Raw genomic sequence first — 25732 nt, forward strand, 5'->3', positions numbered from 1 at the left:
GCAGTCCAGGGGCCCCGCGATCGGTCATCGTGGGGCCCCTGCCGCGTTCCGGCGCCGGCCGAGGGTGCCACCCGGGATCGCCGTCCCGTGGCTGGCACCCCTGACCGGCGGGGCGCTCCAGCGCTCTGAAGCCCGCCTCCTTGGCCGCACCGCTCCTGTCGGCCGAGGTGCGAGGGGCCGTGCCCGCCCGTCGCTCCTAGAGCTTCTCAAGGCCGCGTACGGGCCCCTCCACCCGACCCGCCGCTCCGGCGGGGCCAGATTCGAGAACCACGGCAATGGGGACGGAACGGACTAGGGCGGCGGATCGTCCTACCTGGTGAGGAGGCACACCGTGACCATGAGTTCCGTGCTTCGGTCCACCCGGACGGCACGCCGCGGCGCCCTGGCGGCGATCATCGCCCTGGCGGCCGTGCTGCTGCTCGGATTCGGCGCGCCCGCCCAGGCGGGCGACAATGTGGGCCAGATCGCCAAGGCCCTGACGAGCTCCCGCGTCTACGTCACCTCCGGGGCCGGCCCGGTGCTGTCCGCCTCGGACCAGTCCGAGATCAACGCCGCCCTGGACCGCGACAAGGACGCCGACGTCCGCGCCGTGGTGGTGTCGAACGACGTGACGGGCCCCCAGGTCCAGCAGATGCTCGTCGCGGTGCGGGAACGGGTCGGCAAGGACGGCATCTACGCCGCGGTGACCGCCGACGGCCGGCGGATGGCGGCGACCACGGGGCAGTTCAGCCGGCCGGAGATCAACCAGCTGATCACCCAGACCAGCGGCACACCGCTGAAGGAGCGGCTGATCCGGTTCGGCGAGGTCGCCGAGAAGAAGGCCGAGGCCAAGGCGCACTCGAGCACGGTGGGCATGTTCGTGACGCTGGGCGTGGTGATCGTCCTGGTGGCGGGCGCGGCCGGGACGTTCCTGGTGGTGCGCAAGCGCACCCGGGAGCGGGAGGCCCAGCAGATGGCCCAGCTCAAGCTGGGTGTGGAGGAGGACGTGACGGCGCTGGGCGAGGACATCGCGCGGCTCGACCTGAACGTCATGAACCACGACCTCCACCCCGACACCCGCTCGGACTACGAGCACGCCATGAACTCCTACGACGCGGCGAAGCGCGCGACCGACAAGGCCGCGCGTCCCGAGGACATGCTCGCCGTGACGACGTCGCTGGAGGACGGGCGCTACTACATGACCGCGACGCGCGCCCGGCTCGCCGATGAGCCGGTGCCCGAGCGGCGTGCGCCCTGCTTCTTCAACCCGCAGCACGGCCCGTCGGTGAAGGACGTCACGTGGGCGCCTCCAGGCGGCGTGGCACGTTCGGTGCCCGCCTGTGAGGCGGACGCCGAGGCGGTGCTGCACGGGCACGCTCCGGACGTGCGGATGGTGCCATACGGCGACGGGCGCCGTCCTTACTGGGACGCCGGACCCGCGTACGGCCCGTACGCCGGTGGCTACTACTCCTCCTACGGCGGCATGGACCTGATCAGCGGCATGATGATCGGCACCATGCTCGGCTCGATGATGAACGGCGGCTGGGGCGGCGACGGAGGCGGCATGGGCGGCTTCGGCGACGGCGGAGGCGGAGGCGACTTCGGCAGCGGCGACTTCGGCGACTTCGGCGGCGGGGGCGACTTCGGCGGGTTCTGACCCGCCGACCCGGCGGTGGGTGGTGGTGGGGAAGGGGTGCCCTCCCCACCACCGCCTCACACGAGTCCGTCCAGGCCGTCCAGGACCGCCAGGTCGAGCCGCCGCAGGCGCTCCGGGTCGGCGATCAGCTCGTACCCGGCCACCCGGTCGCCCTCCACCGTGACCGCCAGGACGAGCAGCAGCCGGCCGTGCGGCGCGACCACGACGCCGACCGCCCCGTCCACCAGCGCCGGCTCCGCGACACGCGCACGCCGTCCGAACAGCAGCATCTCCCGCGCCACGGACTCCGCGCCGCGGAGCACCGCGTCCCGGCCCGGCCCCAGCGCGGCGCGGTCGGCCCGCCGGACGACGTCGGGGGCCAGCACGGCGAGCATGGCGTCCAGGTCCCCGCTGCGCGTGGCGGCGAGGAAGGCGTCGACGACGCGTCGCTGGTGGGCGAGTTCCGCGCTGGGCACGGAGGTGGCGCCGCGCAGCCGCTGCCGCGCCCGGCTCGCGAGCTTCTTCGCGGCGACGGGCGTGCGGTCGACGATCGGCGCGATCTGATCGAACGGCACGGCGAACAGGTCGTGCAGCACGAACGCGACCCTTTCGGCGGGGGCCAGCGTGCCGAGCACCACGAGCACGGCGCGGCCGACCGCGTCGACGAGCTCCGCCTCCTGCTCGGGATCGCCCTCCCGCGCCCGCGCGGGCGCCTGCCCGTCGAGCGGCTCCTCCCGCCGCGACCTGCGCGTGCGCAGCATGTCGAGGCAGAGCCGCGACACGACCGTGCGAAGCCAGCCGCCCAGGTGGTCGATGCCGGTGAGGTCGGTGCGGCTGAGCCGGAGCCACGCCTCCTGGACGGCGTCGTCCGCCTCGCTCGGCGAGCCCAGCATCCGGAAGGCCACCGCGCGCAACTGCCCGCGATGCTCCTCGAACCGTTCGGCCAGCGCGGCCTGCTCATCCATCGGTCACCTTTCCTCGTCGCCTTCCGTCTGGTTCGTGGGATCGATGCAGACAACGCGACAAGGGGACACTTCGATGATCCGACACCGTCAGGGTAGCGACCCCGACGAGCTCCGGCCCCAGCCGCTGCTGCGGCCGGTGGACCTCGGCGGCCTCCGGCTGCCCAACCGGGTGGTGATGGCGCCGCTGACGCGGTGCCGGGCCGACAACGGCGGCATGCTGCCGACGGAGCTGCACGCCGCCTACTACGCCCAGCGGGCCGGCGCCGGGCTGATCATCGCGGAGGGCAGCTGGGTGAGCCGGCGGGCGGTCGGCGTCCCCGGCGCCCCCGGCATCTTCAGCGAGCGGCAGGTCGAGGCGTGGCGCCGGGTCACCGGCGTCGTGCACGCCCTGGGCGGACGGATCGTGCTCCAGCTCTGGCACGCCGGCGCCAACTCGCACCCCGACCATCTCGGCGGCGCGCTGCCCGCCGGGCCGTCGGCGATCAACCCGGACGAGATCTCGCCCACCCCGTCCGGGCCGAGGGGGACCCGCACGCCCCGTGCGATGACCGTCGCGGAGATCGAGGGCACGGTCGCCGACTACGGCGCCGCGGCCGGGCGGGCGCGGCGGGCCGGGTTCGACGGGGTGGAGATCGCCGCGGGCGGCACGTACCTGATCTCGCAGTTCCTCAACCCGCGGCTCAACCGCCGCACCGACGGCTACGGGACGGACCGGGGCCGCCTGCTGATGGAGATCGTGGACGCGGTGGCCGCCGCCTGGGACCGGCGGCGGGTCGGCGTGCGGCTGGCGCCGTACTGGACCGCCGCCGACCGGTCCGGCGCGGGCCGGCCGCACGAGGGGTACCACTACACCGCCGACGCCCGTACCCTCGCCGACCACGACGGCCTGGTGGCCGAGCTCGGCGAGCGCCGGGTGGGCTACCTGCACCTGCGCGGACGCGCCCCGGACGGCCCGGGAGCCGCCCCCCGCTTCGACGAGGTCGCCCGCTACCGCGCGCTCTTCGGCGGCCCGCTGATCGCCAACCACGGCTTCGACCGGGACACCGGCAACGCGATCATCGAGGCGGGGCTCGCCGACGCCGTGTCCTTCGCCCGGCTCTTCATCGCCAACCCCGATCTCGTCGGCCGGTTCGCGCTGGGGCACGAGCCGGCCGCCGGCGACCGGAGCACCCACTACTCCGGCGGGGCACGCGGCTACGTCGACTATCCGATCTGGCCGGGGCCCGGGATGACGTCGGCAGCACCCGCGTCCCCCGGCTAGGGCCTGTCTCAAAGTGCCTCGGCCGTCGCGCGAGCGCGTTACCTGGCCGGTGCGGCGAAGCCGGAGGCGAGCCCCACCGGCCAGATCGCGGAGCGATGTCGCGCTCGCCCAAGCCAGGTCGGTGTCCGAGCCGCCAGGCGAGGACACCGGGCCGGGCTTTGAAACACGCCCTAGTCGCCGGTCAGCTCCCGCGTGGCGTCGCGCCCGGCGTCCGCGGTGCGGGCGAGGAAGCCGGCGAGCAGCTCGAGTTCGGCGTCGTCGTAGCCGGCGCAGAGGTCGTCCATCGCGGCGTTCATGCCCGCGTAGAGGTGGAGCAGCTCGGCGTTGCGGTCGCGCAGGACGCGCAGGACGACGGCGCGGCGGTCGGACGGGTCGCGTTCGCGCGCGACCCATCCGCCGCGTTCGAGCCGGTCGAGGATGCCGGTCAGCGTGGCCGGGTGCAGCCCGGCGCGGCGGGCGAGCGCGCTCGGGCTGAGCGGGCCGAACCTGGTGATCAGGTCGAGGCAGTCGATGTCGACGTCCTTGAGCCCGAGGCGTGCGCCGACCTGGTGGGTGAGCAGGGAGAGCTGGACGCTCAGCTCGCGCAGCGACTCCTTGATGCCGATGCCGAGCCGGCGCCGCGCGGCGCCGCCGTCGCCGTCCCCGCCGTCCCCAGGTGGTACGGAACTCATCTGCCATGCTCCTCGCACGATCTCGACCGCGGACCTCGCGCCGATCACGTCCGCCCTCCCGGCACCGGGCCGGGCGGCCGGCTCAGTAGGCGTGCTCGGACATCAGCCGGCGGGACGCCTCGGTGATGCTGCCCGACAGCGACGGGTAGACGGCGAAGGTGTGCGCGAGCTGGTCGACGGTCAGATGCTGCTGGACCGCGACCGACACCCCGAGGATCAGCTCGCTGGCGCGCGGCGCCACGATCACGCCGCCGAGCACGATGCCGGTGGACGGGCGGCAGAACACCTTGACGAAGCCGTCCTCGAAGCCCTGCATCTTGGCCCGCGCGTTGGTGAACAGCGGCAGCATCACCGTGCGGGCGTTGACGTCGCCCGTGTCGACCATCTGCTGCGTCACGCCGACCGAGGCGACCTCGGGGTCGGTGAAGATGTTGGAGGAGACCCAGCCGAGCTTCAGCGGCTGGACCGCCTCGCCCAGCGCGTGCCACATCGCGATGCGGCCCTGCATGCCCGCGACGGACGCGAGCATCAGGATGCCGGTGCAGTCGCCGGAGGCGTAGATGTGCGGGACGCTGGTGCGCGACACCTTGTCGACCTCGACGAAGCCGCGGGCGCTGAGCCGCACGCCGGCCTTCTCCAGGCCGATGCCGCGGGTGTTGGGCTCCATCCCGACCGTCATCAGGCAGTGCGTGCCGGTGACCTTGCGGCCGTCCTCCAGCGTGACCACCACGCCGTCGCCGGTGCGTTCCACCGCGCCCGCGCGGGAGCGCGACATGACGTTCATGCCGCGGCGCAGGAAGACGTCCTGGAGCACCGCGGCGGCGTCGGCGTCCTCGGTCGGCAGGATGCGGTCGCGGGAGGAGACCAGCGTCACGTGCGAGCCGAGCGACAGGTAGGCCCCGGCCAGCTCGGCGCCGGTGACGCCGGACCCGACCACGATCAGCTCGCGCGGGAGCTCGGGCAGGTCGTAGAGCTGCCGCCAGTTGAGGATGCGCTCGCCGTCGGGCTCGGCGCCGGGCAGCACCCGCGGGGTGGCGCCGGTCGCCACCAGCACGATGTCGGCCTGGAACCGGCGGTCGCCGACCGCGACGACATGCGGCTCGACCAGCCGGGCCTCACCCCGGACGATCTTGACCTCTTCGTAGGCGAGCCGTTCGGCGACGTCGAACGACTGGGCCCGGGCGAGTTCCTTCACCCGCTTGTTGACCGTGGCCATGTCGGCCTCCAGGCCGCCGACGATGCCGTCCGGGCCGCCGCTGAAGCGCAGGCCGAGGGCGGCCGACTCCGACATCACGGCCATGCGAGTGGAGGTGGCGATGAGCGTCTTGGAGGGGACGCAGTCGGTGAGCACGCACGCGCCGCCGGGACCGTCGCGTTCCACCACGGTCACGTCGGCGCCGAGCTGCGCCGCGACGAGCGCGGCCTCGTAGCCGCCCGGTCCTCCTCCGATGATCACAATGCGGGTCACGCTTCCATTGTTTCCTACCCGCGGCAGTGACCCGACCTGCCCCCCGGGGTCGAACGCCCACGTGGCCGGGGGTGCCCCGCGGACCCGCCACCTCGCGTACCCTTGGCGAACGTGGCACTGTACGCGGCGTACGCCTCCAACATGGACCCCGAGCAGATGTCGGCACGGGCTCCGCACTCGCCCATGCGCGGCACCGGCTGGCTGACCGGCTGGCGCCTCACCTTCGGCGGTCAGGACAAGAGCTTCGACGGCGCCCTGGCGACGGTGGTCGAGGACCGCTCCGAACAGGTCTTCGTCGTGATGTACGACGTTCCGTCCTGGGACGAGAAGGAGCTCGACGGCTGGGAGGGCGCGGCCCTCGGCGTCTACCGCAAGACCAGGGTGCGGGTGCAGACCCTCGACGGTGACGCGCTGTGCTGGATGTACGTGCTCGACGACTACGAGGGCGGCCTCCCGTCCGCCCGCTACCTGGGCATCGTCGCCGACGCGGCCGAGTCCGCCGGGGCCCCCGACGACTACGTCAAGGAACTGCGCACCCGCCCCTGCACCTCCATCGGCGGCTGAGCCCCCGCCCCGGGGGTTGATCACGGCGGTAGTGTCGGCGGCGTGAGCAATGACGCCTATGCCGCGGCGCGGGCGGCGGCCACCGAGCTGCGCGCCCGCACCTCCTTCGACTCCTTCGACGTCGCCCTGGTGATGGGCTCGGGCTGGCTCCCGGCCGCCGACGCGCTCGGCGCCCCGGTCGCCGAGCTGGCGGTGACCGACCTGCCGGGGTTCGCGCCACCGGCCGTCGAGGGCCATGCCGGACGGATCCGGGTCGTGGAGGTGGCCGGCCGCCGCGCCCTGGTCTTCCTCGGCCGCACCCACCTGTACGAGGGGCTCGGCGTCGACCCGGTGGTGCACGGCGTCCGCACGGCGCTGGCGGCCGGGGCGGGCACGGTCGTGCTGACCAACGCGGCGGGCGGGCTGCGGCCCGAGCACCAGCGCGTCGGCGACCCGGTGCTGATCTCCGACCACCTCAACCTGACCGGCGCCAACCCGCTGACCGGCGCCACCTTCCTCGACCTCACCGAGGCGTACTCGGCGCGGCTGCGCGCGCTCGCGAGGGCGGCCGACCCGACGCTGGCGGAGGGCGTGTACGCGGCGTTCCGCGGCCCGACCTTCGAGACCCCCGCCGAGATCAGGATGCTGCGCGGCCTCGGCGCCGACCTGATCGGCATGTCCACCGTGCTGGAGACGATCGCGGCGCGGGAGGGCGGCGCGGAGGTGCTCGGCGTCTCGCTGGTGACCAACGTCGCGGCCGGGCTGTCCGACGGGCTCCTCGACCACGAGGAGGTCCTGGCCGCCGGCCGGGCCGCTGCCGCCCGCATGGGCGGGCTGCTCGCCACCGTCCTCGCCGGTCTGTGATGGACGAGCCCGCGCGGGACGTGCCGATGGACGCCGCACCGGACGTGCCCGCGCAGGACGTGCCCGCGCAGGACGGCCTTCGCGAGGCCGCCGCGGCGTGGCTGGCGCAGGATCCCGATCCGGAGACCCGCGCCGAGCTGCGCGCCCTCCTGGACGCGGACGACGGCCCGGCGCTGGCCGGGCGGTTCGGCGCCCGGCTGGAGTTCGGCACGGCGGGCCTGCGCGGCGAGCTCGGAGCGGGCCCCAACCGGATGAACCGGGTGACGGTCATGCGCGCCGCCGCCGGCCTGGCCGCGCGGATCCGGCAGGACCACCCGGCGGGCGCCGCGGTGGCGATCGGGTACGACGCGCGGCACGGGTCGCGGCGGTTCGCGCTCGACACGGCGGCGGTACTGACCGGGGCGGGCCTCGCCGCCCGGCTGTTCCCGCGGCCGGTGCCGACGCCCGTGCTGGCCCACTACGTGGGGGCCTCCGGCGCGGTGGTGGCGGGCGTGATGGTGACCGCCAGCCACAACCCGCCGCGCGACAACGGCTACAAGGTCTACTGGGGCGACGGCGCGCAGATCGTCCCGCCGCTCGACGCCGAGATCTCGGCGGCCATCGACGCGGTCGGCCGGGTGGACGGGCTGCCCCTCGGCACCGGCTGGGACCTCCTCGGCGATGCCGAGATCGACCGGTACCTCGACGCGGTGGCCGGGCTGCGGCTCGGCGCCGCCCGGGACGTGTCGGTGGCCTACACGCCGCTGCACGGCGTCGGCCGCGACGTGCTGCTGCGGGCGTTCGGGCGGGCCGGGTTCCGCGCCCCGGCGGTGGTGCCCGAGCAGGCCGAGCCCGACCCCGACTTCCCGACGGTGGCCTTCCCCAACCCCGAGGAGCCCGGGGCGATGGACCTGGTGCTCGGGCTGGCCGAGGCGGCGGGCGCCGACCTGGTGATCGCCAACGACCCGGACGCGGACCGCTGCGCGGTGGCGGTGCCCGGCCCGGACGGGTGGCGGACGCTGACCGGCGACGAGGTCGGCGGGCTGCTGGCCGAGCAGGTGCTGGCGCACACCGCCGGCGACGACCGGCTCATCGCCAGCACCATCGTCTCGTCGTCGCTGCCCGCCGCGATCGCCCGCGCGCACGGCGTGCGGTTCGCCGAGTCGCTGACCGGGTTCAAATGGATCATGAAGGCGGGCCGGCCCGGCGACCGGCTGGTCTTCGGGTACGAGGAGGCGCTCGGCTACAGCGTGGGCGACGACCGGGGCCTGCCGGTGCGCGACAAGGACGGCGTCGGCGCCGCGCTCGCCATCGCCGCGCTCGCCGCCACCGCCGCCCGCGACGGCCGGACGCTCGGGGACCTGCTCGACGACCAGGCCCGCCGGTACGGGCTGCACGCCACCTCGCAGCTCTCGTTCCGGGTCGCCGACCCGGCGCTCATCACCGGTGCGGTCGCCCGGCTGCGCGCGGACCCGCCCGCCGAGATCGCCGGACGCACCGTCGCGTCGTTCGACGACCTCGCCGAGGGCGCGGGCGGCCTGCCACCCACTGACGGGCTCCGGTTCCGGCTCGCCGCCGGGCCGTCCGGCGGGACCGCCCGGGTGGTGATCCGGCCGTCCGGCACCGAGCCCAAGCTCAAGTGCTACCTGGAAGTCGTCCTACCGGTCGGCGACGGTGACCGCGATATCGCGGCCGTGCGGGCGCGGGGGGCCGCCGAGCTGGACGCGCTGCGGACCGCACTGTCGGCCGCGCTCGGCCTCGGCTGACCGTCCCTCCGGGGTGCGCGGGGTGCGCGTGCGCGGGGTGCGTGCGGGCTAGGCGAGCAGGCCCGCGATGATCACCGCGAGCAGCAGGAGCAGCGGCACGCCGAGGGCCACCGCCGCCGCGACCGACCAGGTCACCGAGCCCGTGGCCTCGGGCCGGGCCTCCGCGCCGCCGTCCGCCGCCCCGGCCTCGGCCGTGATCGGACCGGCCGCGCCGGACCTGCTCCGGGAGCGGCTGCGCTCCCTGATCTCGTCGAGCTGCCCGGCCGTGAAGTCGGCCGGGGTGCGGCCCTTGATCAGCGCGGCGGCGGACCGGTCGCCGGCGGGCCGCCTGGACTCGTCCCGCCGCGCCCGCGCCTCGGTCTTGGCCTGGGCGCGCGGCGAGGTCTGGAGCACCCAGGCACGGGTCTTCCGCTCGGCGCCGCCGGGGCCGGTGAACCGGACCGTCACCGCGGTGCCGCCCTCGACCTCGCGGACGGCGGGCCAGGGCGCCCGCGTGTCGCGCGCCGGGTTGCGGACGGTCACCCCCGCCTCGTCCGCGACGATCGCCGGGCGCAGCCCGACCACGTACGCGATGCCGCTGCCGAGCAGCAGGAGCGCGGCGATCGAGGCGGAGGTCAGGTTGTAGCGGGCCGAACCGGTGATGCCGATCGCCAGGTCCAGGAGGTTGAACGCGGCGAACGCCAGCCAGACGTACGCGCTGACGTGTGCGGCGGTGGAACGGACCGTGAGCTGCGGGGTCATCCCCCGATCATGCCAGGGGCCGGGTGCCGCGCCACTTGAGCTGTGCGAATCCCGGCTTGATCACGCCGTTGATCAGTTCGAGCCGCTCGGTGAAGCCGACGAACGCCGACTTCATCGCGTTCACCGTGAACCACTGGAGGTCGTCCCAGCCGTAGTCGAAGGCCTCGGTGAGCTCGGCGAACTCGCGCGACAGCGTGGTGCCGCCCATCAGCCGGTTGTCGGTGTTGACGGTGACCCGGAAGCTCAGCCGCCGCAGCAGCCCGATCGGGTGCTCGGCGATCGACTTGGCCGCACCCGTCTGGATGTTGGACGTCGGGCACATCTCCAGCGGGATCCGCTTGTCGCGCACGTAGGCGGCGAGCCGGCCGAGCACCGGGCCGTCGGCGCCGCCCTGGACGATGTCGTCGATGATGCGCACGCCGTGCCCGAGCCGGTCGGCCCCGCACCACTGGATCGCCTGCCAGATCGACGGGAGCCCGTAGCCCTCGCCCGCGTGGATGGTGAAGTGCGCGTTCTCCCGCTGGAGGTACTCGAACGCGTCCAGGTGCCGGGTGGGCGGGTAGCCGGCCTCGGCGCCCGCGATGTCGAACCCGGCCACGCCCGCGTCGCGGTACCGGACGGCCAGCTCGGCGATCTCCCCGCTGCGCGGCTGGTGCCGCATCGCGGTGAGCAGCGCGCCGACCCGGATCCCGTGGTCGCGCCCGCCCTTGGCGAAGCCCTCCAGGACGGCCTCGACGACCTGGTCGAGCGGCAGCCCGGTGCGGGTGTGCTGCTCGGGCGCGTACCGGACCTCGGCGTAGACGACGCCGTCCTCGGCGAGGTCCTCGGCGCACTCGTAGGCGACGCGGGCGAGCGCCTCCTTGGTCTGCATGACCCCGACGGTGTGCGAGAACGTCTCCAGGTAGCGCTCCAGGGAGCCCGAGTTCGCCGCCTCGGCGAACCAGGTCCGCAGGTTGTCGGGGTCGGTGGTGGGCAGCGCGTCGTACCCGCCCTCCCGCGCCAGGTCCACGATCGTGCCGGCCCGGACGCCCCCGTCCAGATGGTCGTGGAGCAGGACCTTCGGGGCGCGGCGGATGTCGTCGAGGGACGGGCGCTCGTTCATCCTCAGAATCTACCCCCGAAACCCGCCCTGTTCTTCGGCAACTTCCGCCAACCGGAGCAGGACGCGGAGCGCCGGTCCGGCGTGCCGGAGCGGTGACGATCACCGCAGGGCCCGCGACCCGAAGTGATCACCGCGATGGGAGATCTCCCGGCCCGAAGACGTTTAATCCCCGGTCGGGGCACTTCGCGACGGCGGCCACTCCATTCATCCTTCCATTAAGATCGGGACAGTGCCGGCCTTTTCTCTCCCGCACCCGCCGCCAAGAAGCATGCGGGGGACGACCTGGAGCCAATATTTAAGTAACGCGGCGACCGTGGTTGAGTAACCGGAGAAGCGGCTTGAGTCAGAGCCGACTTTCCGCAACCTCAACGCTCTGACCTCACCGAAGGTGATCCGACAACCGCAGCCGGAGATCATCGCAGCTCCCTCCCGGGACGAGGACCGAGACGAACCGTCAGAGTTGATCCAGCTCGCGGATATTCGCACCAAGATCCTACAAACGGTCATGTTGCCATTATTTAGGTCTTGCCGCTTTCCCTGGGACCCGTGTACTACTTGGTCCCGTGCCCGCCAGGGCAGCAATTCCACCGAGGCAAGAAGTGGTGGCGCGGGCCCTAGAGCTTCGCGCCATATCCGGTCGCCGACCACCGATATCCCCCAGCCCTTCTTGCCGAAGACGCCAAAAAGGGAGCGTCATGAACCGTCTGATCGATCGCCTGCTGGACCGGCTCGCCCCCCGGGAGGACGCGTCCGCCTGTAGCACCAACTACTTCTGCGACGCGGCCGGCCACCCGGGCTACTGGTACCGCTTCTGCTGCCTGGACAGCGGCTGCGAGTGGACCAAGATCCGCAACTCCTGCTGATCCGGTCGTAGGAACGCCGCCGGGCGGTGGCGTCACGCCACCGCCCGGCGCGCGCACCGGCGCCGGCCGCGGCACCGCCGCCCCGCATGTCCGCGAGGACCGACTCCCGTTGCCCGCCAATGGCGGCAGTGCGGTAATGAGTAGCGCGATCGTGGTGATTGAGTCATCGACGGCGCCGCTTGAGTCGATGCCGATACACCCCCTCAACTTCAGTGCCCCCACCTGACGCAACGCGTTCTCTTGACTGCATTCAGAGATCATCACCGCGCGATTCCGGGTGCCCGGCCTGCACAAACCAGCGACAAGTGATCTTCCTCACGGGTGTCCGTCAACAAGATCCTACAAACGGTCACGTTGCCATTAATTAGGTCTTGCCGTTTTCCCCGCGTCCCGTGTACTACTTGGTCCCAGCCCGCCACTGCGGCGAATGAGCCGGAGCAAGGAAGGGGTAGCGGCACTCGAACTTCGTGGCATATCCGGTCGCCGACCTGCGATATCGCCCTCGTCCTTCCTGTCGAAGCTGCCAAAAGGGAGAAGTCATGAACCGCCTCATCGACCGAATGATCGACCGGATCGCCCCCCGGGAGACCGCGTCCGCATGCAGCGGCACCTACTTCTGCGACGCGGCCGGCCACAAGGGCTACTGGTACCGCTACTGCTGCCCGGACAGCGGCTGCACCTGGAGCAAGGTCCGCAACTCCTGCTGATCCGGTCGTAGGAACGCCGCCGGGCGGCGGCATCACGCCGCCCGGCGCGCACGGCGCCGGCCGCGCCGCCGCCGATCTGTTCGTGAGGACTGACTCCTGATGCCCTACCTAGTGGCCGCCGTGGTATTGCTCGGCGTGCTGTGCCTGCTGAACCTGCTGCTCACGCTCGGGGTCCTGCGCCGGTTGAGGGAGCAGGCGGGGAGCGGTCACGCATCGCTGTTCGCGCTCGGACCGGGCTCGACCATCGGGGACTTCACCGCCCTGACGACCGATGACGAGCCGGTGTCCCGCGACACCCTGATGGGCGTCGTCGCGTTCTTCTCCGCCGCCTGCGACTCCTGCCACGAGCTGCTGCCCCGGTTCGTCGAGCACGCTCGCGGGCAGGGCCGCGAGAACGTGCTGGCGATCGTCGGCGGCGACGACCCCGAGACCGTGCGGGCGCTGACCCCGGTCGCCCGGGTCGTCCAGGCCGAGTTCGACGGCGGGCCGGTGGCGCGCGCATTCCAGAACACCCTGACCCCGGCGCTGTACCTCGTCGGCGAGGGCGGCCTCGTCGCCGCCACCGGCCACCGGGTCGAGGACATGCCGCAGCCGCCGCCGCGCCGGTCCTCGCGCGAGCCGGTCGCGGGCAAGGGCTGAGCGAGTGAGCCGCACCCCGAAGGGGGAACCGGGCCTCGGCCTGCGGGACATGCGGGCCGCCGGCGCGGCGGCCGTCGCGCTCATCTGGCGGTCGGCCCCCGGCGGCGTGGCCGCGTTCCTGATCATGACGCTGGCGGGGGCCGCCGCGCCGATCGTGACCGCATGGCTGACCAAGCTGGTGATCGACCGCCTGACGACCCCGCACGGGGAGGTCGGCGGGCTGGCGCTCGGGCTGGTCGCCGCGGGGCTGGTCGCCGCGGGGCTGCCGGGCATGGTCCAGTACCTGCGGGCGCAGATGGGCCGGTCCGCCGGCCTGACCGCGACCGAGGGACTGTTCCAGGCCGCCGAGCGCCAGGTGGGCCTGCGCAACTTCGAGGATCCGGGATTCCAGGACCGGCTCCGGCTGGCCCAGGACAGCATCACCCGCATCGCCGAGATCGTGGACGGCATCGGCAGCGGGCTCGGCGGGATACTGTCCCTGGTCGGGTTCATCGGGTCGCTGCTCGTTCTCAGCCCGGCCATGACCGCCATGGTGCTCGCCGCCGCCGTCCCCGCGCTGGTCGCGGAGATCCTGCTCTCCCGGCGCCGGGCGGCCATGGAGTGGAGCATCGAGCAGTACTACCGCCGCGAGTTCTTCTACGGCCAGCTCCTCACCGGGACGGCGCCCGCCACCGAGATCCGGCTGTTCGGGATCGGCGCGTTCCTGCGCGCCCGGATGATGGCCGAGCGGCGCAGCGTCAACGCGGCCACCCAGCGGATGGACCTCCGGGAGCTGCGCACCCAGGGCGGGCTGACCGTGCTGAGCGCGGCGGTGGCCGGAGCCGGGCTGTGGTGGGCGATCACGGCGGCGCGGCACGGCCGGCTCAGCATCGGCGATGTGTCCATGTTCCTCGCGGCCGTCCTCGGCGTGCAGGCCGCCCTGTCGACGCTCACCACGGCGATCGCCGGCGGGCAGGCGCGGCTGCTGTCCTTCACCCACTACCTCGCCGTCGTCCGCGCCGAACCCGACCTTCCCAGCGCGATCGAGGGCGACGCGCCGCCGCTGCGGGACGCCATCGAGCTGCGGGACGTGTGGTTCCGCTACAGCGACGACCACCCCTGGGTCCTGCGCGGGGTGGACCTGACGATCCCGCGCGGGCACGCGGTCGCGCTCGTCGGCCTGAACGGGGCCGGGAAGAGCACCCTCGTCAAGCTGCTGTGCCGGATGTACGACCCGACCCGCGGACAGATCCGCTGGGACGGCGTCGACCTGCGCGACATCCCGCCGGCACTGCTGCGCGAGCGGATCAGCGCCGTGTTCCAGGACCACATGAACTACGACATGACGGCCGGCGAGAACATCTCCCTCGGCGACCTGGGCGCGATCGGCGACCAGCGGCGGCTCACCGCGGCGGCCGTCCGTGCGGGCATCCACGACAAGCTCACCGGGCTGCCTCGGGGCTACGACACCCCGCTCACCCGCATGTTCGTGATGGGGGACGACAAGGACGACCCGGTGACCGGCGTCGTCCTGTCCGGCGGGCAGTGGCAGCGGCTCGCGCTGGCCCGCGCGTTCGTCCGGGAGGGCCGGGACCTGATGATCCTGGACGAGCCCAGCTCCGGCCTCGACCCCGAGGCCGAGCACGAGATCCACACCCGGATGCGGGAGCACCGCGAGGGCCGCACCAGCCTGCTGATCTCGCACCGGCTCAGCGCCGTCCGCGACGCCGACCACATCGCGGTACTGAAGGAGGGCCGGATCATCGAGCAGGGAACGCACGACTCCCTGCTCGAGACCGGCGGCAGCTACGCCGGGCTGTTCCGGCTCCAGGCATCCGGATACCAGGAGGTCCCGTGACCACCGCCCTGCCGGTCGCCGGAGCGGCGGCGGCGCTCGGCCTGCTGGCACTGTCGATCCGCCTCCGCCTCATCGTCACGACCGTCGACGGCGACAGCATGGAGCCGACGCTGCGGTCCGGCGACCGCGTGCTGGTCCGCCGGACCAAGCGGGTCCGCTCCGGAGACGTCGTCCTCGTCCGGTTCCCCGACCTGCCGAACGAGCGGCGGCCCGTGGCCGACCGCCAGCTCCTCCTCAAGCGGGCGACGGCCGTGCAGGGCGACCGGGTGCCCGCGGGCTGGGCGGACCCGGACGTCGCGGGGCTGGCCGGTATGACGGTGCCGCCCGGTTCCGTGGTGGTGCTGGGCGACAACCGTCCGACGAGCTGGGACTCCCGGCACTACGGCTTCGTGCCCCGCGAGCGGATCGTCGGCGTCATGGTCCGGCACCTGTCCGCCGCGCCGTCCCCCGAACCCGAGCCCGCTCGCTCCCGCTGAGCTCAGGGCGGTCAGGCGATGCGGTCGATGATCAGGGGATGGAGGTCCGGGGTGCCGGATTCGGTGATCTCGAACGCGCCGTCCAGTGACTCCAGGGCCCGGTCGAAGCGGGACGGCTCGTCGGCGTGCAGGGTCAGCAGCGGCTGGCCCTCGGTGACGGTGTCACCGGGCTTGGCGTGGCAGATGATGCCGGCACCGAACGACACCGGGTCCTCCTTGCGGGCGCGGCCGGCACCGAGCCGCCACGCGGCCACGCCGACGCCGTAGGCGTCCAGCCGGGTGAGGACTCCCGAGGACGGCGCGGTCACCTCGTGCGCCTCGTTCGCGACCGGGAGCGCGGCGTCGGGGTCGCCGCCCTGCGCGGAGATCATCCGGCGCCAGACGTCCATCGCCGAACCGTCCTGGAGCGCGTCGGCGGGGTCCTTGCCGTCCGCCAGGCCGGCCGCGGCGAGCATCTCGCGGGCCAGCGCCACGGTCAGCTCGACCACGTCGGACGGGCCCGCGCCGGCCAGCACCTCGACCGACTCGGCCACCTCGACCGCGTTGCCGACCGCGCGGCCGAGGGGACGGTCCATCGCGGTGAGCAGCGCGACGGTGCGCAGCCCGTGGTCGGTGCCGATGCCGACCATCGTCTCGGCCAGCTCGCGCGCGTCCGCGACCGTCTTCATGAACGCGCCGGAGCCGACCTTGACGTCCAGCACCAGCGCCCCGGTGCCCTCGGCGATCTTCTTGGACATGATCGAGGACGCGATCAGCGGGATCGACTCGACCGTCCCGGTCACATCGCGCAGCGCGTACAGCTTGCGGTCGGCCGGGGCCAGGCCGCCGCCCGCCGCGCACACCACCGCGCCGGTGCCGGTCAGCACGTCCAGCATCTCGCCGGTGCTCAGCGACGCCCGCCAGCCCGGGATCGACTCCAGCTTGTCGAGCGTCCCGCCGGTGTGCCCGAGGCCCCGCCCCGACAGCTGCGGGACGGCCGCGCCGCACGCGGCCACCACCGGCGCCAGCGGCAGCGTGATCTTGTCGCCGACGCCGCCGGTGGAGTGCTTGTCGGTGGTCGGGCGGTCCAGCGCCGACCAGTCCATCCGCTCGCCCGAACGGATCATCGCGTCCGTCCAGCGGGACACCTCGGTCCGGGTCATCCCGTTCAGCAGGATCGCCATGGCCAGCGCCGCCATCTGCTCCTCGGCGATCGCCCCCCGGGTGTAGGCGTCGACCGCCCAGTCGATCTGCTCACCGGTCAGCCCGGTCCGGTCGCGCTTGGCGCGGATGACGTCGATGGCGTCCACAGCTCTCCTCACCTCTCAGCGGCGCAGCAGGTCGTCCGGGCCGAACGCGTCCGGCAGGACCTCGGTCATCGGCAGCACGCCGCGCACGGTCTCCAGCAGCAGCGCCGCGCCGCCCTGCTCCCACAGGAGCTGCCGGCAGCGCCCGCACGGCATCAGCGGGTCGCCGTTCCGGTCGACGACCGCGACCGCGACCAGCTGCGGCGCCGCGGTCGCCTTCCCCTCGCCGTGCAGCGCCGACACCAGGCTGCACTCGGCGCACAGGCCGACGCCGTACGAGGCGTTCTCCACGTTGCATCCGGTGATGGTCCGGCCGTCGTCCACCAGCGCCGCGGCGCCGACGGGGAAGCCGGAGTACGGCGCGTACGCCCGCCCCATCGCCGCCCGCGCCGCCGCGCGCAGCGCCGGCCAATCGATCTGTTCGGTCATGTCCCCATGATCTCCCGCGTCCGGCCCGTCCCGGGCCATCGCCCGATCAGCGCGACTCGCCGCGCCGGTACTGGATCCCGTTGGCGGCCGGCATCCGCAGCCGCTGGCTGGCGAGCGCCAGCACCAGCAGCGTGGTCAGGTGCGGGGTGAACGACACCAGCTCGCCGGGCACCACGTCGCTGCTCAGGAACCACGCCAGCAGCGCGGCGGCGAACACCACCGACAGCGCGCCGCCGACGAACGCGTTGCGGACCGCGCGGCGCTCCACGTCGGTGGTCACCAGCGGGCGCATCCGGTTGCCCCGGACGAGCTGCCAGATCGCGACGGCGACCAGCAGGACGGTCACGAACAGCAGCAGCGCGTGCACCGCCTGGCCTCCGCCGCGCACGTTCATCGCGTCGGTGTAACCGAACAGCAGCGATCCGGCGGCGAGCCCGCCCGGACGCCAGTTACCGAAGATCATCGCGGCCAGGCCGATGAAGCCGCGTCCGCCGGTCTGCCCGTCCTGATAGAGCGGGGCGGCGACCGTGACCAGGAACGCCCCGGCCAGCCCGGAGAACGCACCGGAGATCGTCACCGCCAGGTACTTCATCCGGTAGACCGGCACGCCCAGCGACTCGGCCGCGTACGGGTCCTCGCCGCACGACCGGATCCGCAGCCCGAACGCGGTGCGCCACAGCACGAAGAAGGTCAGCGGGACCAGCAGCAGCGCGACCAGCGTCAGCAGCGACATCCCGTTGGTCAGCCCGCGCAGCACCCCCGCCAGGTCCGACACCAGGAACCAGTGGTGCCGCTCGACCGAGCCGAGCCAGTCCGGGCTCCGCCACCCGAAGATCTCGCCGCCGGACAGCACCGGCAGCGTCAGCGTGCTGATCGGATCGACCGGCGGGGACTGCCGCGGCCCGCCGCCCAGCGCCTTCGCCGCACCGGTGTCGAAGATCAGCCCGGCCAGGAACTGGGTCAGCCCGAGACCGAGGATGTTGATCGCGACACCGGAGACGATGTGGTCGACGCCGAACGACACGGTCGCGACGGCGTGCAGCAGCCCGCCGAGCGCGCCGCCGGCGATCCCGGCGGCCACCCCGGCCCACGGGCCCCACTGGTAGCCGGCCCAGGCGCCCGACCAGGTCCCGAGGATCATCATGCCCTCGAGGCCGATGTTGATGACGCCCGACCGCTCCGCCCACAGCCCGCCCAGCCCGGCCAGGAAGATCGGCACCGCGAGCCGCAGCGTCGCGCCGACCGTCCCGCTGGACGTCACGTCGTTCGCGTCGTCGATCAGCCGGACCAGGGACAGCAGCACCAGCAGCGCCGCCGCGATCAGCAGGTGGTGCGGCCAGCGGAGCCGGCGGCCCGTGGTCAGCGCCTTGGCCTTGCCCGCGGCCGTGGTGACCGTGCTCATCCCGCCTCCCGTGCCAGGTCGTGTCCGGTGGCCAGCTCGACCGCCACGGCCCGCTGCTGGAGCCGGATCTCCCAGCGCCGCACCAGCTCGTAGACGATGACGACGGTCAGTACGACCACGCCCTGCATCACCCCGACGATCTCCTTGGGCACATCGACCTCCTGGAGCACGTCGGAGGTCTGGTCGAGGAAGGCGAACAGCAGCGCCGCCAGCGCGATGCCCACCGGATGGTTGCGGCCGAGCAGCGCCACCGTGATGCCGGTGAAGCCGAGCCCGGCCGGGAAGTTCAGCGAGTACTCGTGCGAGGCGCCGAGCAGCTCGGGCATCCCGATCAGCCCGGCCACCGCGCCGGACGCCACCATCGTGACGACCACCATCCGGCGCGCGCTGACCCCGCTGGCCTGCGCCGCCGTCGGCGACAGCCCCGACACCCTCATGTCGAACCCGAACCGGGTGTGGTTGATCACCACCCAGAACACCACGCCGACCACGATCGCCAGCGGCAGCAGCCCGTACAGCCGGCCGGGCAGGTCGAGCCCCACCGCCGACAGCACCCCGTTCAGGTCGCCGACCTGGCCGGACTTGGGGATCGGCGGGGTCGCCACGTTGTTGCTGCCCGGCCGCACCTCGGCCAGCCGCTTGTCGTTCAGCAGGTAGGCGATCAGCCCGGTCGCGATCGCGTTCAGCATGATCGTGGACAGCACCTCGCTGACCCCGCGGGTGACCTTCAGTACGCCCGCGATCGCGGCCCACAGCCCGCCGACCAGCATCGCCGCCACGATCACCAGGAGCTGGCCGAACGGGGCGGGCAGCGTCAGCGCGCCGCCGAGCGCCGCCGACAGCATCGCCGCCAGCCGGTACTGCCCGTCCACGCCGATGTTGAGCAGCGCCATCCGGAACCCGATCGCGACCGCGACCGCCGACAGGTAGTACCGCGTCGCCCGGTTGACGATGTCGACCAGGGAGTTCTCGGTGGTGCCGAAGCTGACCATGCTCTGGATCGAGCTGACCGGGTCGGCGCCGGTGACCCGCAGCAGCAGCATCGTGATGGCCAGGGAGATCAGCAGCGCCAGCACCGGCGCGCCGATCTTCAGGCCGAGCCCGCGCGGCCCGAGCCCCTGGAGCACCGCCTTCCACGCCGGCACCTCGGCGGGCCCGGACGGCTCGCCGGGCTCGGCCGGGTCGGTCTCGCCGGGCTCCGGCCCGCGCGGCGCGGGCACGCCGGGCCCGGCCTCGCCCAGGTCGGGCACAGCGTCCTTCGCGACACCGGAGTCCTTCGCGACGCCGGAGTCCTTCGCGACGCCGGAGTCCTTCGCGACGCCGGAGTCCTTCGACGCGGCGGGGCCCGCCGTGTCGCCCGGCTCCCGCTCGTCCCTCGGGTCCTTCTCGTCCCGGGGTTCCTTCGGGTCGCTCATGGGGTGTCTCCCGCGCCGGTCATGGCGGAGCCGAGCTGCTCGGGGGTGACCGTCCCCGGGTCGACCTCCGCGACCAGCCGCCCGCGCAGGATCACGTGCAGGGTGTCGGACATACCGATGAGTTCCTCAAGATCGGCGCTGATCAGCAGCACGGCCAGCCCGCTCGCGCGGGCCAGCCGCAGGTACTCCCAGATGGCGGCCTGGGCGCCCACGTCGATGCCGCGGGTGGGATGGGCGGCGATCAGCAGCCGCGGGTCGCCGGACATCTCCCGGCCCACGATGAGCTTCTGCTGGTTGCCGCCCGACAGCGCCGCGGCCGGCACCTCGATCCCGGGGGTGCGCACGTCGTAGTCGCGGACGATCCGGGTGGTGTCGCGCCGCGCGCCGCGCCGGTCGACCCACGGGCCGCGCACGTTCGGCCGCTGGGTCTGGTGGCCCAGCATCCGGTTCTCCCAGAGGCTGCCCTCCAGCACCAGCCCGTGCCGGTGCCGGTCCTCGGGGATGTAGGCGATCCCGGCCTCGCGGCGGCGCCGGGTCGTCCAGCCGGTGATGTCGTGCTCGCCATAGGTGATCGTCCCGGCGTCCGCGCCGCGGATCCCCATGATCGCCTCGATCAGCTCGCTCTGCCCGTTGCCCTCGACCCCGGCCAGACCGACGATCTCGCCGCGCCGGATGCTCAGCGACACCCCGTCCACGACCGGACGGCCCTCGGCGGTCAGCACGCTCAGGCCGCCGATATCGAGCTGCACGTCGTCGGTCACGGTGGACTCGCGCAGCTCCGGCTTGGGCAGCTCGGAGCCGACCATCAGCTCGGCCAGCCGTCCCGAGGTGATCTGCCCCGGGTCCAGCCGGGTGGCGACGGTGGTGCCGCGCCTGATCACCGAGATGGTGTCGGCGACCGACAGCACCTCGTCGAGCTTGTGCGAGATGAACAGCACGGTGAGGCCTTCGGCGCGCAGCTCCCGCAGGTTGCCGAACAGCTCGTCGACCTCCTGCGGGACGAGCACCGCGGTGGGCTCGTCCAGGATCAGCACCCGGGCGCCGCGGAACAGCACCTTGAGGATCTCGACCCGCTGCCGGTCGCCGACGCCGAGCGTCTCGACCAGCACGTCGGGGTCGACGCGCAGCCCGTACGCCTCCGACATCTCGCGGATCCTCGCGCGGGCGGCGGCGAAGTCGATCCGGAACCCGCGCCGCGGCTCGGCGCCGAGGATCACGTTCTCCAGCACCGTCAGGTTGTCGGCCAGCTTGAAGTGCTGGTGCACCATCCCGATCCCGCGCGCGATCGCGTCGGCGGGGGTGCGGAGCACCGCCTTGGCGCCGTCGATCTCGATGGTGCCCTCGTCCGGCCGCTGCATCCCGTAAAGGATCTTCATCAGGGTGGACTTGCCGGCACCGTTCTCCCCGCACAGCGCGTGCACCTCGCCGCGCTCGATGGTGAGGTCGACGTCGTGGTTGGCCACCACGCCGGGAAACCGCTTGGTGATCGATGTCAGCCGGACGGCCGGCATCTGCTCAGGCACGTGTGGCCCCTCCCGCTTCGGACTACCCGCTGCCCCGCTGTCTCGGAGTACCGCGCTCCCGGCCGACCGGCCGACCGGCCCGCCTCCCGACGGCCGGTCCGGGGCGCCGCCGTCGCCACGGCGGCGCCCCGGTCACGCAGTACGGCGCGAGGTCAGGACCCGGTCGGAACCTCGATCTTGCCGGCCACGATCCCGGCCTTCAGCTCGTCCAGCTTGGCCTTGATGTCGTCGATCTTGCCGCCCGACACCGAGTAGCCGACGCCGTCGTTGGCCAGGTCGTACTTCTTGGTGCCGGCCTTGAAGGTGCCGTTCCCGACGCCCTCGACGAAGTCGAGCACCGACGAGTCGACCCGCTTCACCATGGAGGTGAGGATCTGCTCCTTCACGCCCTGCACGGCCGGCAGGTTGTACTGGTCGGAGTCGACGCCGATGGCCCACTTCTTGGCCCCGCCGACGGTGTTGATGACGCCGATGCCGGCGCCGCCCGCGGCGTGGAAGATCACGTCGGCGCCGCCGTCGAGCTGGCCCTTGGCCGCCTCGGTGCCGAGCGCCGGGTTCTTGAACCCGTCGAAGTTCGGCGGCTGGGTCAGGTACTTGGCCGGCAGGATCTTGATGCCCGGCTTGGCCTTCTTGGCGCCCGCCTCGTACCCGGCCTGGAACCGCTGGATCAGCGGCACATTCACGCCGCCGATGAAGCCGATCGTGCCGGTCTTGGACTTCAGCGCGGCGGCGGCGCCGACCAGGTAGGAGCCCTGCGCCTCGGCGAAGCACGCGCCGAGCACGTTAGGGCCCTCGACCTTGCACTGGTCGGCGTCCACGACCAGGAACTTGGTGTCCGGGAAGTCCTTGGCGACCTTGATCACCGAGGCGGTGTAGGCGAATCCCACCCCGATGATCATCTTGTAGCCCTCGTTGGCCATCAGGCGCAGCCGCGACTCCTTGTCGGCGTCCGGCTCGTCGGGCTTGGCGGAGATCTCCTTGGTCTGGACGTTCAGGTCCTTCTTGGCCTTGTCGAGCCCGGCCGCCGCCGAGTCGTTGAACGACTGGTCGCCACGACCGCCGATGTCGAAGGCCAGCCCCACCTTGACGGTCTTCTTGCCGTCCGCGCCGCCGCCGTCGTCAGCGGCCTTCTTGCCACCGCAGCCGGAGGCGCTGAGCACCAGCGCTGCGCCCGTCACACCGACGAGCGAGATCTTCAGTCCACGGCGCAAGAGAGCGCTCCTTCCGGTCCCACCTGAACGGGCATAGCGGCCCATGGCGGGCCACTGAAATCGATGGGACGTTATCTCGGGAACGGCAGGAAACACCCCAGGGTGCACCGTTTCGCAACGCGTCCGTTACCAATGCGTACGCTTATCGCCACAGGTCAGCGTGTGAAGCGTCACCGCATGTGATCGATCTCGGGTGGGCGGCCGGCCCCGGCGGGGCGGACGGCGCGGATCAGGCGAGGGCGGCGCCCTCCATCGGCTCGGGCTCGGCCGGACGGCCGCCGTCCCACAGCGCGGTGAGCGCCGTGGCGGTCAGCACCCGGATGCCGACCCCGACGCACCGCTCGTCGACGTCGAAGTCGCCGCGGTGCAGGTCGTACTCGGCGGGCGATCCGGGCGTGCGCACACCGAGCCGGGCCAGCGCCCCCGGGATCGACTCCAGGTACCAGCCGAAGTCCTCACCACCGAGGCTCTGCGGGGTCGGGACCACGCCCTCCTCACCGATGACCTGCGTCGCGGCGTCGCGGAACATCTGCACACTCGCGGGGTCGTTCACCGTGGGCGGCACCCCCCGGACGTACTCCAGCGTCGCCTCCACGTCGTAGGCGGCGGCGACCGACTGGAGCAGCGACTTCATCATGTCCGGCGCGCGGTGCCACGCCTCGTCGTCGAGGCAGCGCACCGTCCCCTCGGCGATGCCGTCGTCGGGGATGGCGTTGGCGACCGACCCGGCCGACACCCGCCCCCACACCAGCGACAGGCTGGAGCGCGGGTCGACCCGCCGGGACAGCGCCGAGGGCAGCTCGGTGACGATCTTGGCGAGCGCGTAGACCAGGTCGGCGGTCAGGTGCGGCCGGGCGGTGTGCCCGCCGGGCCCGGTCACCTTCACGTACACCTTGTCGCAGGCCGCGGTGATCGGCCCGCTGCGCAGGCCGAGCCGCCCCACCTCGTTGCGCGGGTCGCAGTGCAGCGCGAACGCGCGGTCGACGCCGGCGATGCCGCCGGCCGCGATCACGTCCAGTGCGCCGCCCGGGGTCTCCTCGGCGGGCTGGAACAGCAGCCGCACCCGGCCCGGGAGCAGCCCCGCCGCCGCCTGCTGCGCCAGGAACAGCCCGGCGCCCAGCACCATCACGGTGTGCACGTCGTGCCCGCAGGCGTGTGCCACGCCCGGCACCGTCGAGCGGTACGGGACGTTCTCCTTCTCGTCCTGCAACGGCAGTGCGTCGATGTCGGCACGCAGCGCGATGGTCGGCCCCTCCTCGGGACCGACGTCGCAGAACAGGCCGGTGCCGCGCGGCAGCACCCGCGGCCGGAGGCCGGCCGCGGTGAGCCGCTCGACGACCAGCCGCGTGGTGCGGTGCTCGGCGTACCCCAGCTCCGGATGCCGGTGCAGGTCGCGGCGGAACGCGATCAGCTCGTCCTCGTGCCGGCGCAGGAACGCGTCGAGCTGCGGCTGAAGCGCCGCGCCCCGCTCGTCCCGCTGCGCCGATGCCGGGGCGGCCGGTCGGTCGAGTCCGGGCATCACCCCGGGCCCCTGATATGTCATGTGCGCCCCCTGCGCGATGGCGGGGCCGGACGGCGCCCGCCGGATGGTCTGCCCTCTGGTGTTGTCGCCGGGCGGGCCGGCCGGCTTCTCAGGGTCCGGCATGGGCGACCTCCCCCAGCGTGACGAATCTGTCCTGTGCGAGCTCGGCGACGGCGGCGTCGACCACGTTCTCCAGCGTCCCGCCCTCGGCGCGGATCGCGCGCTGGCGTTCGTACGGCGCCCCGTGCGCGAGCACCTCGCTCGCGACCTTGAGCTCCTCGGCGCAGCCGAGCCGGTCGGCCACCGGCTCCAGCTCCCGGATCAGCTCGTAGAGATCGTCGCGGAGCGGGGCGGTGCTGCCGGTGTCGTCGGTGATAACGGTGGCATCGAGCCCGTACCTGGTGGCGCGCCACTTGTTGTCGCGGACCACCCAGGCGGCCGGCCGCGGCAGCGTGTAGCCGCGGTCGAGCTGCTGGTCGAACAGCGTGACAAGGCTCTGGCAGAGCGCGGCGGCCATGCCCACCTCGCGCAGCGTGGGAATGCCGTCGAACATCCTGATCTCGATGGTGCCGAAGTCGGGATGCGGGCGGATGTCCCACCAGACCTCCTTGATGGTGCGGATGGTTCCCGCACGCATCAGGGTGGCCATGTAATCCTCGAAGGCCGCCCAGTCGTCCAACGAGTGGGGAGGTCCGGCCGTCGGGAGCTGACCGAAGACGACGGCCCGGCTGGAGGCCAGCCCGGTGTCGGCGCCGCTCCAGAACGGGCTCGACGCGGTCAGCGCGAGGAAGTGCGGGAGGTAGGCCGACAGGGCGTTGACGATCGGGATCGCCTTGGCCACGTCGGTGATGCCCACGTGCACGTGCACGCCGAACGTCTGGATGCGGCGGGCCAGCCACTGCATCTGCTCGATCAGGTCGGCGTAGCGCTGCACCGGCGCCATCACCGCGTCGCGCCAGTCGCTGATGGGGTGGGTGCCCATGCAGGCCAGCGTGATGTCGCGCTCGGCGGCGGCGGTCCGCAGCGCGCCGAGCGTGCCGGCCAGGTCGCGCTTGGCCTCGCCCACGGTGTGACTGATATCGGTCACCACCTCGACCGTCGACTCCATCAGCTCATGCCGGACCTTGGCGAACCCGGCGCCCTCGGTGAGCGCGGGCAGCGACGCGAGCACCTCGCGCGCGTCCTGCCGCAGGTGCCTGGTGCCGGTGTCGACGAGCTGGATCTCCCACTCGACGCCCAGCGTCGCCCCGCGGGATGCGTTGAAGTCAATGGCCACGGCCAACCTCCGTCCACAATCCTTGCAGGTCGTTGTGTGGCACGTGGCGCGATTCGGCCAGCCGGTCACCAAGCCTGGACGAACGCCGATCCAGGGTCACGTAGCCCCCATGATGACTCCCCGCGCAGGCCGCCTGCCGGGCTCCTCTGCCCTTTGCGGATCATTTGACCC

Annotated in this window: 23 protein-coding genes; 10 read left to right on the forward strand and 13 right to left on the reverse strand. The window is 73.0% G+C overall.

Annotated features, from left to right (window positions below):
- Positions 1-337 precede the first annotated feature (337 nt).
- The gene (locus OHA34_RS18930) at positions 338-1636 is read left to right on the forward strand and encodes a hypothetical protein (protein ID WP_329522355.1); all 1299 of its coding nucleotides are present in this window, start codon (positions 338-340) and stop codon (positions 1634-1636) included.
- 56 nt (positions 1637-1692) lie between these two features.
- On the opposite strand, the gene OHA34_RS18935 is transcribed toward OHA34_RS18930, so the two are convergent.
- Entirely contained in the window at positions 1693-2580 is an 888-nt protein-coding gene (locus OHA34_RS18935) for a sigma-70 family RNA polymerase sigma factor (protein WP_285942559.1), read from the reverse strand.
- A 73-nt stretch (positions 2581-2653) separates the two neighbouring features.
- Here OHA34_RS18935 and OHA34_RS18940 point away from each other — a divergent pair, with 73 nt between their 5' ends.
- The gene (locus OHA34_RS18940; RefSeq protein ID WP_329522356.1) at positions 2654-3841 is read left to right on the forward strand and encodes an oxidoreductase; all 1188 of its coding nucleotides are present in this window, start codon (positions 2654-2656) and stop codon (positions 3839-3841) included.
- Positions 3842-4011: 170 nt separating this feature from the next.
- On the opposite strand, the gene OHA34_RS18945 is transcribed toward OHA34_RS18940, so the two are convergent.
- Positions 4012-4512, reverse strand: coding sequence for a MarR family transcriptional regulator (locus tag OHA34_RS18945; RefSeq protein ID WP_329522357.1), 501 nt, complete (start codon positions 4510-4512; stop codon positions 4012-4014).
- 82 nt (positions 4513-4594) lie between these two features.
- Positions 4595-5980: an NAD(P)H-quinone dehydrogenase gene (locus tag OHA34_RS18950; protein ID WP_285942563.1), complete on the reverse strand. Its 1386-nt coding sequence runs from the start codon at positions 5978-5980 to the stop codon at positions 4595-4597.
- Positions 5981-6091: 111 nt separating this feature from the next.
- Here OHA34_RS18950 and OHA34_RS18955 point away from each other — a divergent pair, with 111 nt between their 5' ends.
- Genes OHA34_RS18955 through OHA34_RS18965 form a run of 3 tightly spaced genes read left to right on the forward strand, consistent with a single transcriptional unit; the run spans position 6092 to position 9132 of the window.
- The gene (locus OHA34_RS18955; protein WP_285942564.1) at positions 6092-6544 is read left to right on the forward strand and encodes a gamma-glutamylcyclotransferase; all 453 of its coding nucleotides are present in this window, start codon (positions 6092-6094) and stop codon (positions 6542-6544) included.
- 42 nt (positions 6545-6586) lie between these two features.
- Complete coding sequence (locus tag OHA34_RS18960) at positions 6587-7387, forward strand: purine-nucleoside phosphorylase (RefSeq protein ID WP_285942565.1); 801 nt, start codon at positions 6587-6589, stop codon at positions 7385-7387.
- A 26-nt stretch (positions 7388-7413) separates the two neighbouring features.
- Entirely contained in the window at positions 7414-9132 is a 1719-nt protein-coding gene (locus OHA34_RS18965; RefSeq protein ID WP_329522424.1) for a phospho-sugar mutase, read from the forward strand.
- A gap of 48 nt (positions 9133-9180) precedes the next feature.
- Here the strand turns inward: OHA34_RS18965 and OHA34_RS18970 are convergent, their stop codons facing one another.
- The gene (locus OHA34_RS18970) at positions 9181-9873 is read right to left on the reverse strand and encodes a PH domain-containing protein (protein ID WP_329522358.1); all 693 of its coding nucleotides are present in this window, start codon (positions 9871-9873) and stop codon (positions 9181-9183) included.
- A gap of 7 nt (positions 9874-9880) precedes the next feature.
- On the reverse strand, positions 9881-10975 hold the full coding sequence (locus OHA34_RS18975) for an adenosine deaminase (protein ID WP_329522359.1): 1095 nt from the start codon (positions 10973-10975) through the stop codon (positions 9881-9883).
- A gap of 695 nt (positions 10976-11670) precedes the next feature.
- Between OHA34_RS18975 and OHA34_RS18980 the strand changes: the two genes are divergently transcribed.
- The 5 genes from OHA34_RS18980 to OHA34_RS19000 all read left to right on the forward strand — a co-directional run bounded on the left by OHA34_RS18980 (position 11671) and on the right by OHA34_RS19000 (position 15497).
- On the forward strand, positions 11671-11838 hold the full coding sequence (locus OHA34_RS18980) for a hypothetical protein (protein ID WP_285942568.1): 168 nt from the start codon (positions 11671-11673) through the stop codon (positions 11836-11838).
- Positions 11839-12377: 539 nt separating this feature from the next.
- Positions 12378-12545 (forward strand): hypothetical protein, encoded by a 168-nt coding sequence (locus tag OHA34_RS18985; protein ID WP_285942569.1) that lies wholly within the window; start codon positions 12378-12380, stop codon positions 12543-12545.
- Positions 12546-12644: 99 nt separating this feature from the next.
- Positions 12645-13184, forward strand: a complete 540-nt coding sequence (locus tag OHA34_RS18990) for a peroxiredoxin family protein (protein WP_285942570.1) — start codon at positions 12645-12647, stop codon at positions 13182-13184.
- A 4-nt stretch (positions 13185-13188) separates the two neighbouring features.
- Complete coding sequence (locus OHA34_RS18995) at positions 13189-15021, forward strand: ABC transporter ATP-binding protein (RefSeq protein WP_285942571.1); 1833 nt, start codon at positions 13189-13191, stop codon at positions 15019-15021.
- Positions 15018-15497, forward strand: a complete 480-nt coding sequence (locus OHA34_RS19000) for a S26 family signal peptidase (RefSeq protein ID WP_285942572.1) — start codon at positions 15018-15020, stop codon at positions 15495-15497. The genes OHA34_RS18995 and OHA34_RS19000 overlap by 4 nt, the downstream gene beginning before the upstream one ends.
- 11 nt (positions 15498-15508) lie before the next feature.
- Here the strand turns inward: OHA34_RS19000 and OHA34_RS19005 are convergent, their stop codons facing one another.
- From OHA34_RS19005 to OHA34_RS19040, 8 genes are all read right to left on the reverse strand, one after another.
- The gene (locus OHA34_RS19005; RefSeq protein WP_329522360.1) at positions 15509-16786 is read right to left on the reverse strand and encodes a thymidine phosphorylase; all 1278 of its coding nucleotides are present in this window, start codon (positions 16784-16786) and stop codon (positions 15509-15511) included.
- A gap of 15 nt (positions 16787-16801) precedes the next feature.
- Entirely contained in the window at positions 16802-17212 is a 411-nt protein-coding gene (locus OHA34_RS19010) for a cytidine deaminase (protein WP_285942574.1), read from the reverse strand.
- Between the two features lie 46 nt (positions 17213-17258).
- The gene (locus OHA34_RS19015) at positions 17259-18614 is read right to left on the reverse strand and encodes an ABC transporter permease (RefSeq protein WP_329522361.1); all 1356 of its coding nucleotides are present in this window, start codon (positions 18612-18614) and stop codon (positions 17259-17261) included.
- On the reverse strand, positions 18611-20029 hold the full coding sequence (locus OHA34_RS19020) for an ABC transporter permease subunit (RefSeq protein WP_329522362.1): 1419 nt from the start codon (positions 20027-20029) through the stop codon (positions 18611-18613). Before OHA34_RS19020 ends, OHA34_RS19015 begins: the two co-directional genes overlap by 4 nt.
- The gene (locus OHA34_RS19025) at positions 20026-21540 is read right to left on the reverse strand and encodes an ABC transporter ATP-binding protein (RefSeq protein ID WP_329522425.1); all 1515 of its coding nucleotides are present in this window, start codon (positions 21538-21540) and stop codon (positions 20026-20028) included. The genes OHA34_RS19020 and OHA34_RS19025 overlap by 4 nt, the downstream gene beginning before the upstream one ends.
- Positions 21541-21704: 164 nt before the next feature.
- Entirely contained in the window at positions 21705-22763 is a 1059-nt protein-coding gene (locus OHA34_RS19030; RefSeq protein WP_285942577.1) for a BMP family lipoprotein, read from the reverse strand.
- A 229-nt stretch (positions 22764-22992) separates the two neighbouring features.
- Complete coding sequence (locus tag OHA34_RS19035) at positions 22993-24282, reverse strand: M20 family metallopeptidase (RefSeq protein ID WP_329522426.1); 1290 nt, start codon at positions 24280-24282, stop codon at positions 22993-22995.
- Between the two features lie 112 nt (positions 24283-24394).
- On the reverse strand, positions 24395-25561 hold the full coding sequence (locus OHA34_RS19040) for a glutamate--cysteine ligase (RefSeq protein WP_285942578.1): 1167 nt from the start codon (positions 25559-25561) through the stop codon (positions 24395-24397).
- Positions 25562-25732 lie beyond the last annotated feature (171 nt).

Source organism: Spirillospora sp. NBC_01491 (assembly GCF_036227065.1).
Taxonomy (GTDB): Bacteria; Actinomycetota; Actinomycetes; order Streptosporangiales; family Streptosporangiaceae; genus Spirillospora; species Spirillospora xylanilytica.

Coding starts and splice junctions, on each gene's coding strand:
- OHA34_RS18990 (WP_285942570.1), top strand. CDS start 12,645: ATGCCCTACCTAGTGGCCGCCGTGGTATTGCTCGGCGTGCTGTGCCTG.
- OHA34_RS18945 (WP_329522357.1), bottom strand. CDS start 4,512: ATGAGTTCCGTACCACCTGGGGACGGCGGGGACGGCGACGGCGGCGCC.
- OHA34_RS19035 (WP_329522426.1), bottom strand. CDS start 24,282: ATGCCCGGACTCGACCGACCGGCCGCCCCGGCATCGGCGCAGCGGGAC.
- OHA34_RS19015 (WP_329522361.1), bottom strand. CDS start 18,614: ATGAGCACGGTCACCACGGCCGCGGGCAAGGCCAAGGCGCTGACCACG.
- OHA34_RS18940 (WP_329522356.1), top strand. CDS start 2,654: ATGATCCGACACCGTCAGGGTAGCGACCCCGACGAGCTCCGGCCCCAG.
- OHA34_RS18970 (WP_329522358.1), bottom strand. CDS start 9,873: ATGACCCCGCAGCTCACGGTCCGTTCCACCGCCGCACACGTCAGCGCG.
- OHA34_RS18935 (WP_285942559.1), bottom strand. CDS start 2,580: ATGGATGAGCAGGCCGCGCTGGCCGAACGGTTCGAGGAGCATCGCGGG.
- OHA34_RS19020 (WP_329522362.1), bottom strand. CDS start 20,029: ATGAGCGACCCGAAGGAACCCCGGGACGAGAAGGACCCGAGGGACGAG.
- OHA34_RS18965 (WP_329522424.1), top strand. CDS start 7,414: ATGGACGCCGCACCGGACGTGCCCGCGCAGGACGTGCCCGCGCAGGAC.
- OHA34_RS19010 (WP_285942574.1), bottom strand. CDS start 17,212: ATGACCGAACAGATCGATTGGCCGGCGCTGCGCGCGGCGGCGCGGGCG.
- OHA34_RS19025 (WP_329522425.1), bottom strand. CDS start 21,540: ATGCCGGCCGTCCGGCTGACATCGATCACCAAGCGGTTTCCCGGCGTG.
- OHA34_RS18930 (WP_329522355.1), top strand. CDS start 338: ATGAGTTCCGTGCTTCGGTCCACCCGGACGGCACGCCGCGGCGCCCTG.
- OHA34_RS18985 (WP_285942569.1), top strand. CDS start 12,378: ATGAACCGCCTCATCGACCGAATGATCGACCGGATCGCCCCCCGGGAG.
- OHA34_RS18975 (WP_329522359.1), bottom strand. CDS start 10,975: ATGAACGAGCGCCCGTCCCTCGACGACATCCGCCGCGCCCCGAAGGTC.
- OHA34_RS18980 (WP_285942568.1), top strand. CDS start 11,671: ATGAACCGTCTGATCGATCGCCTGCTGGACCGGCTCGCCCCCCGGGAG.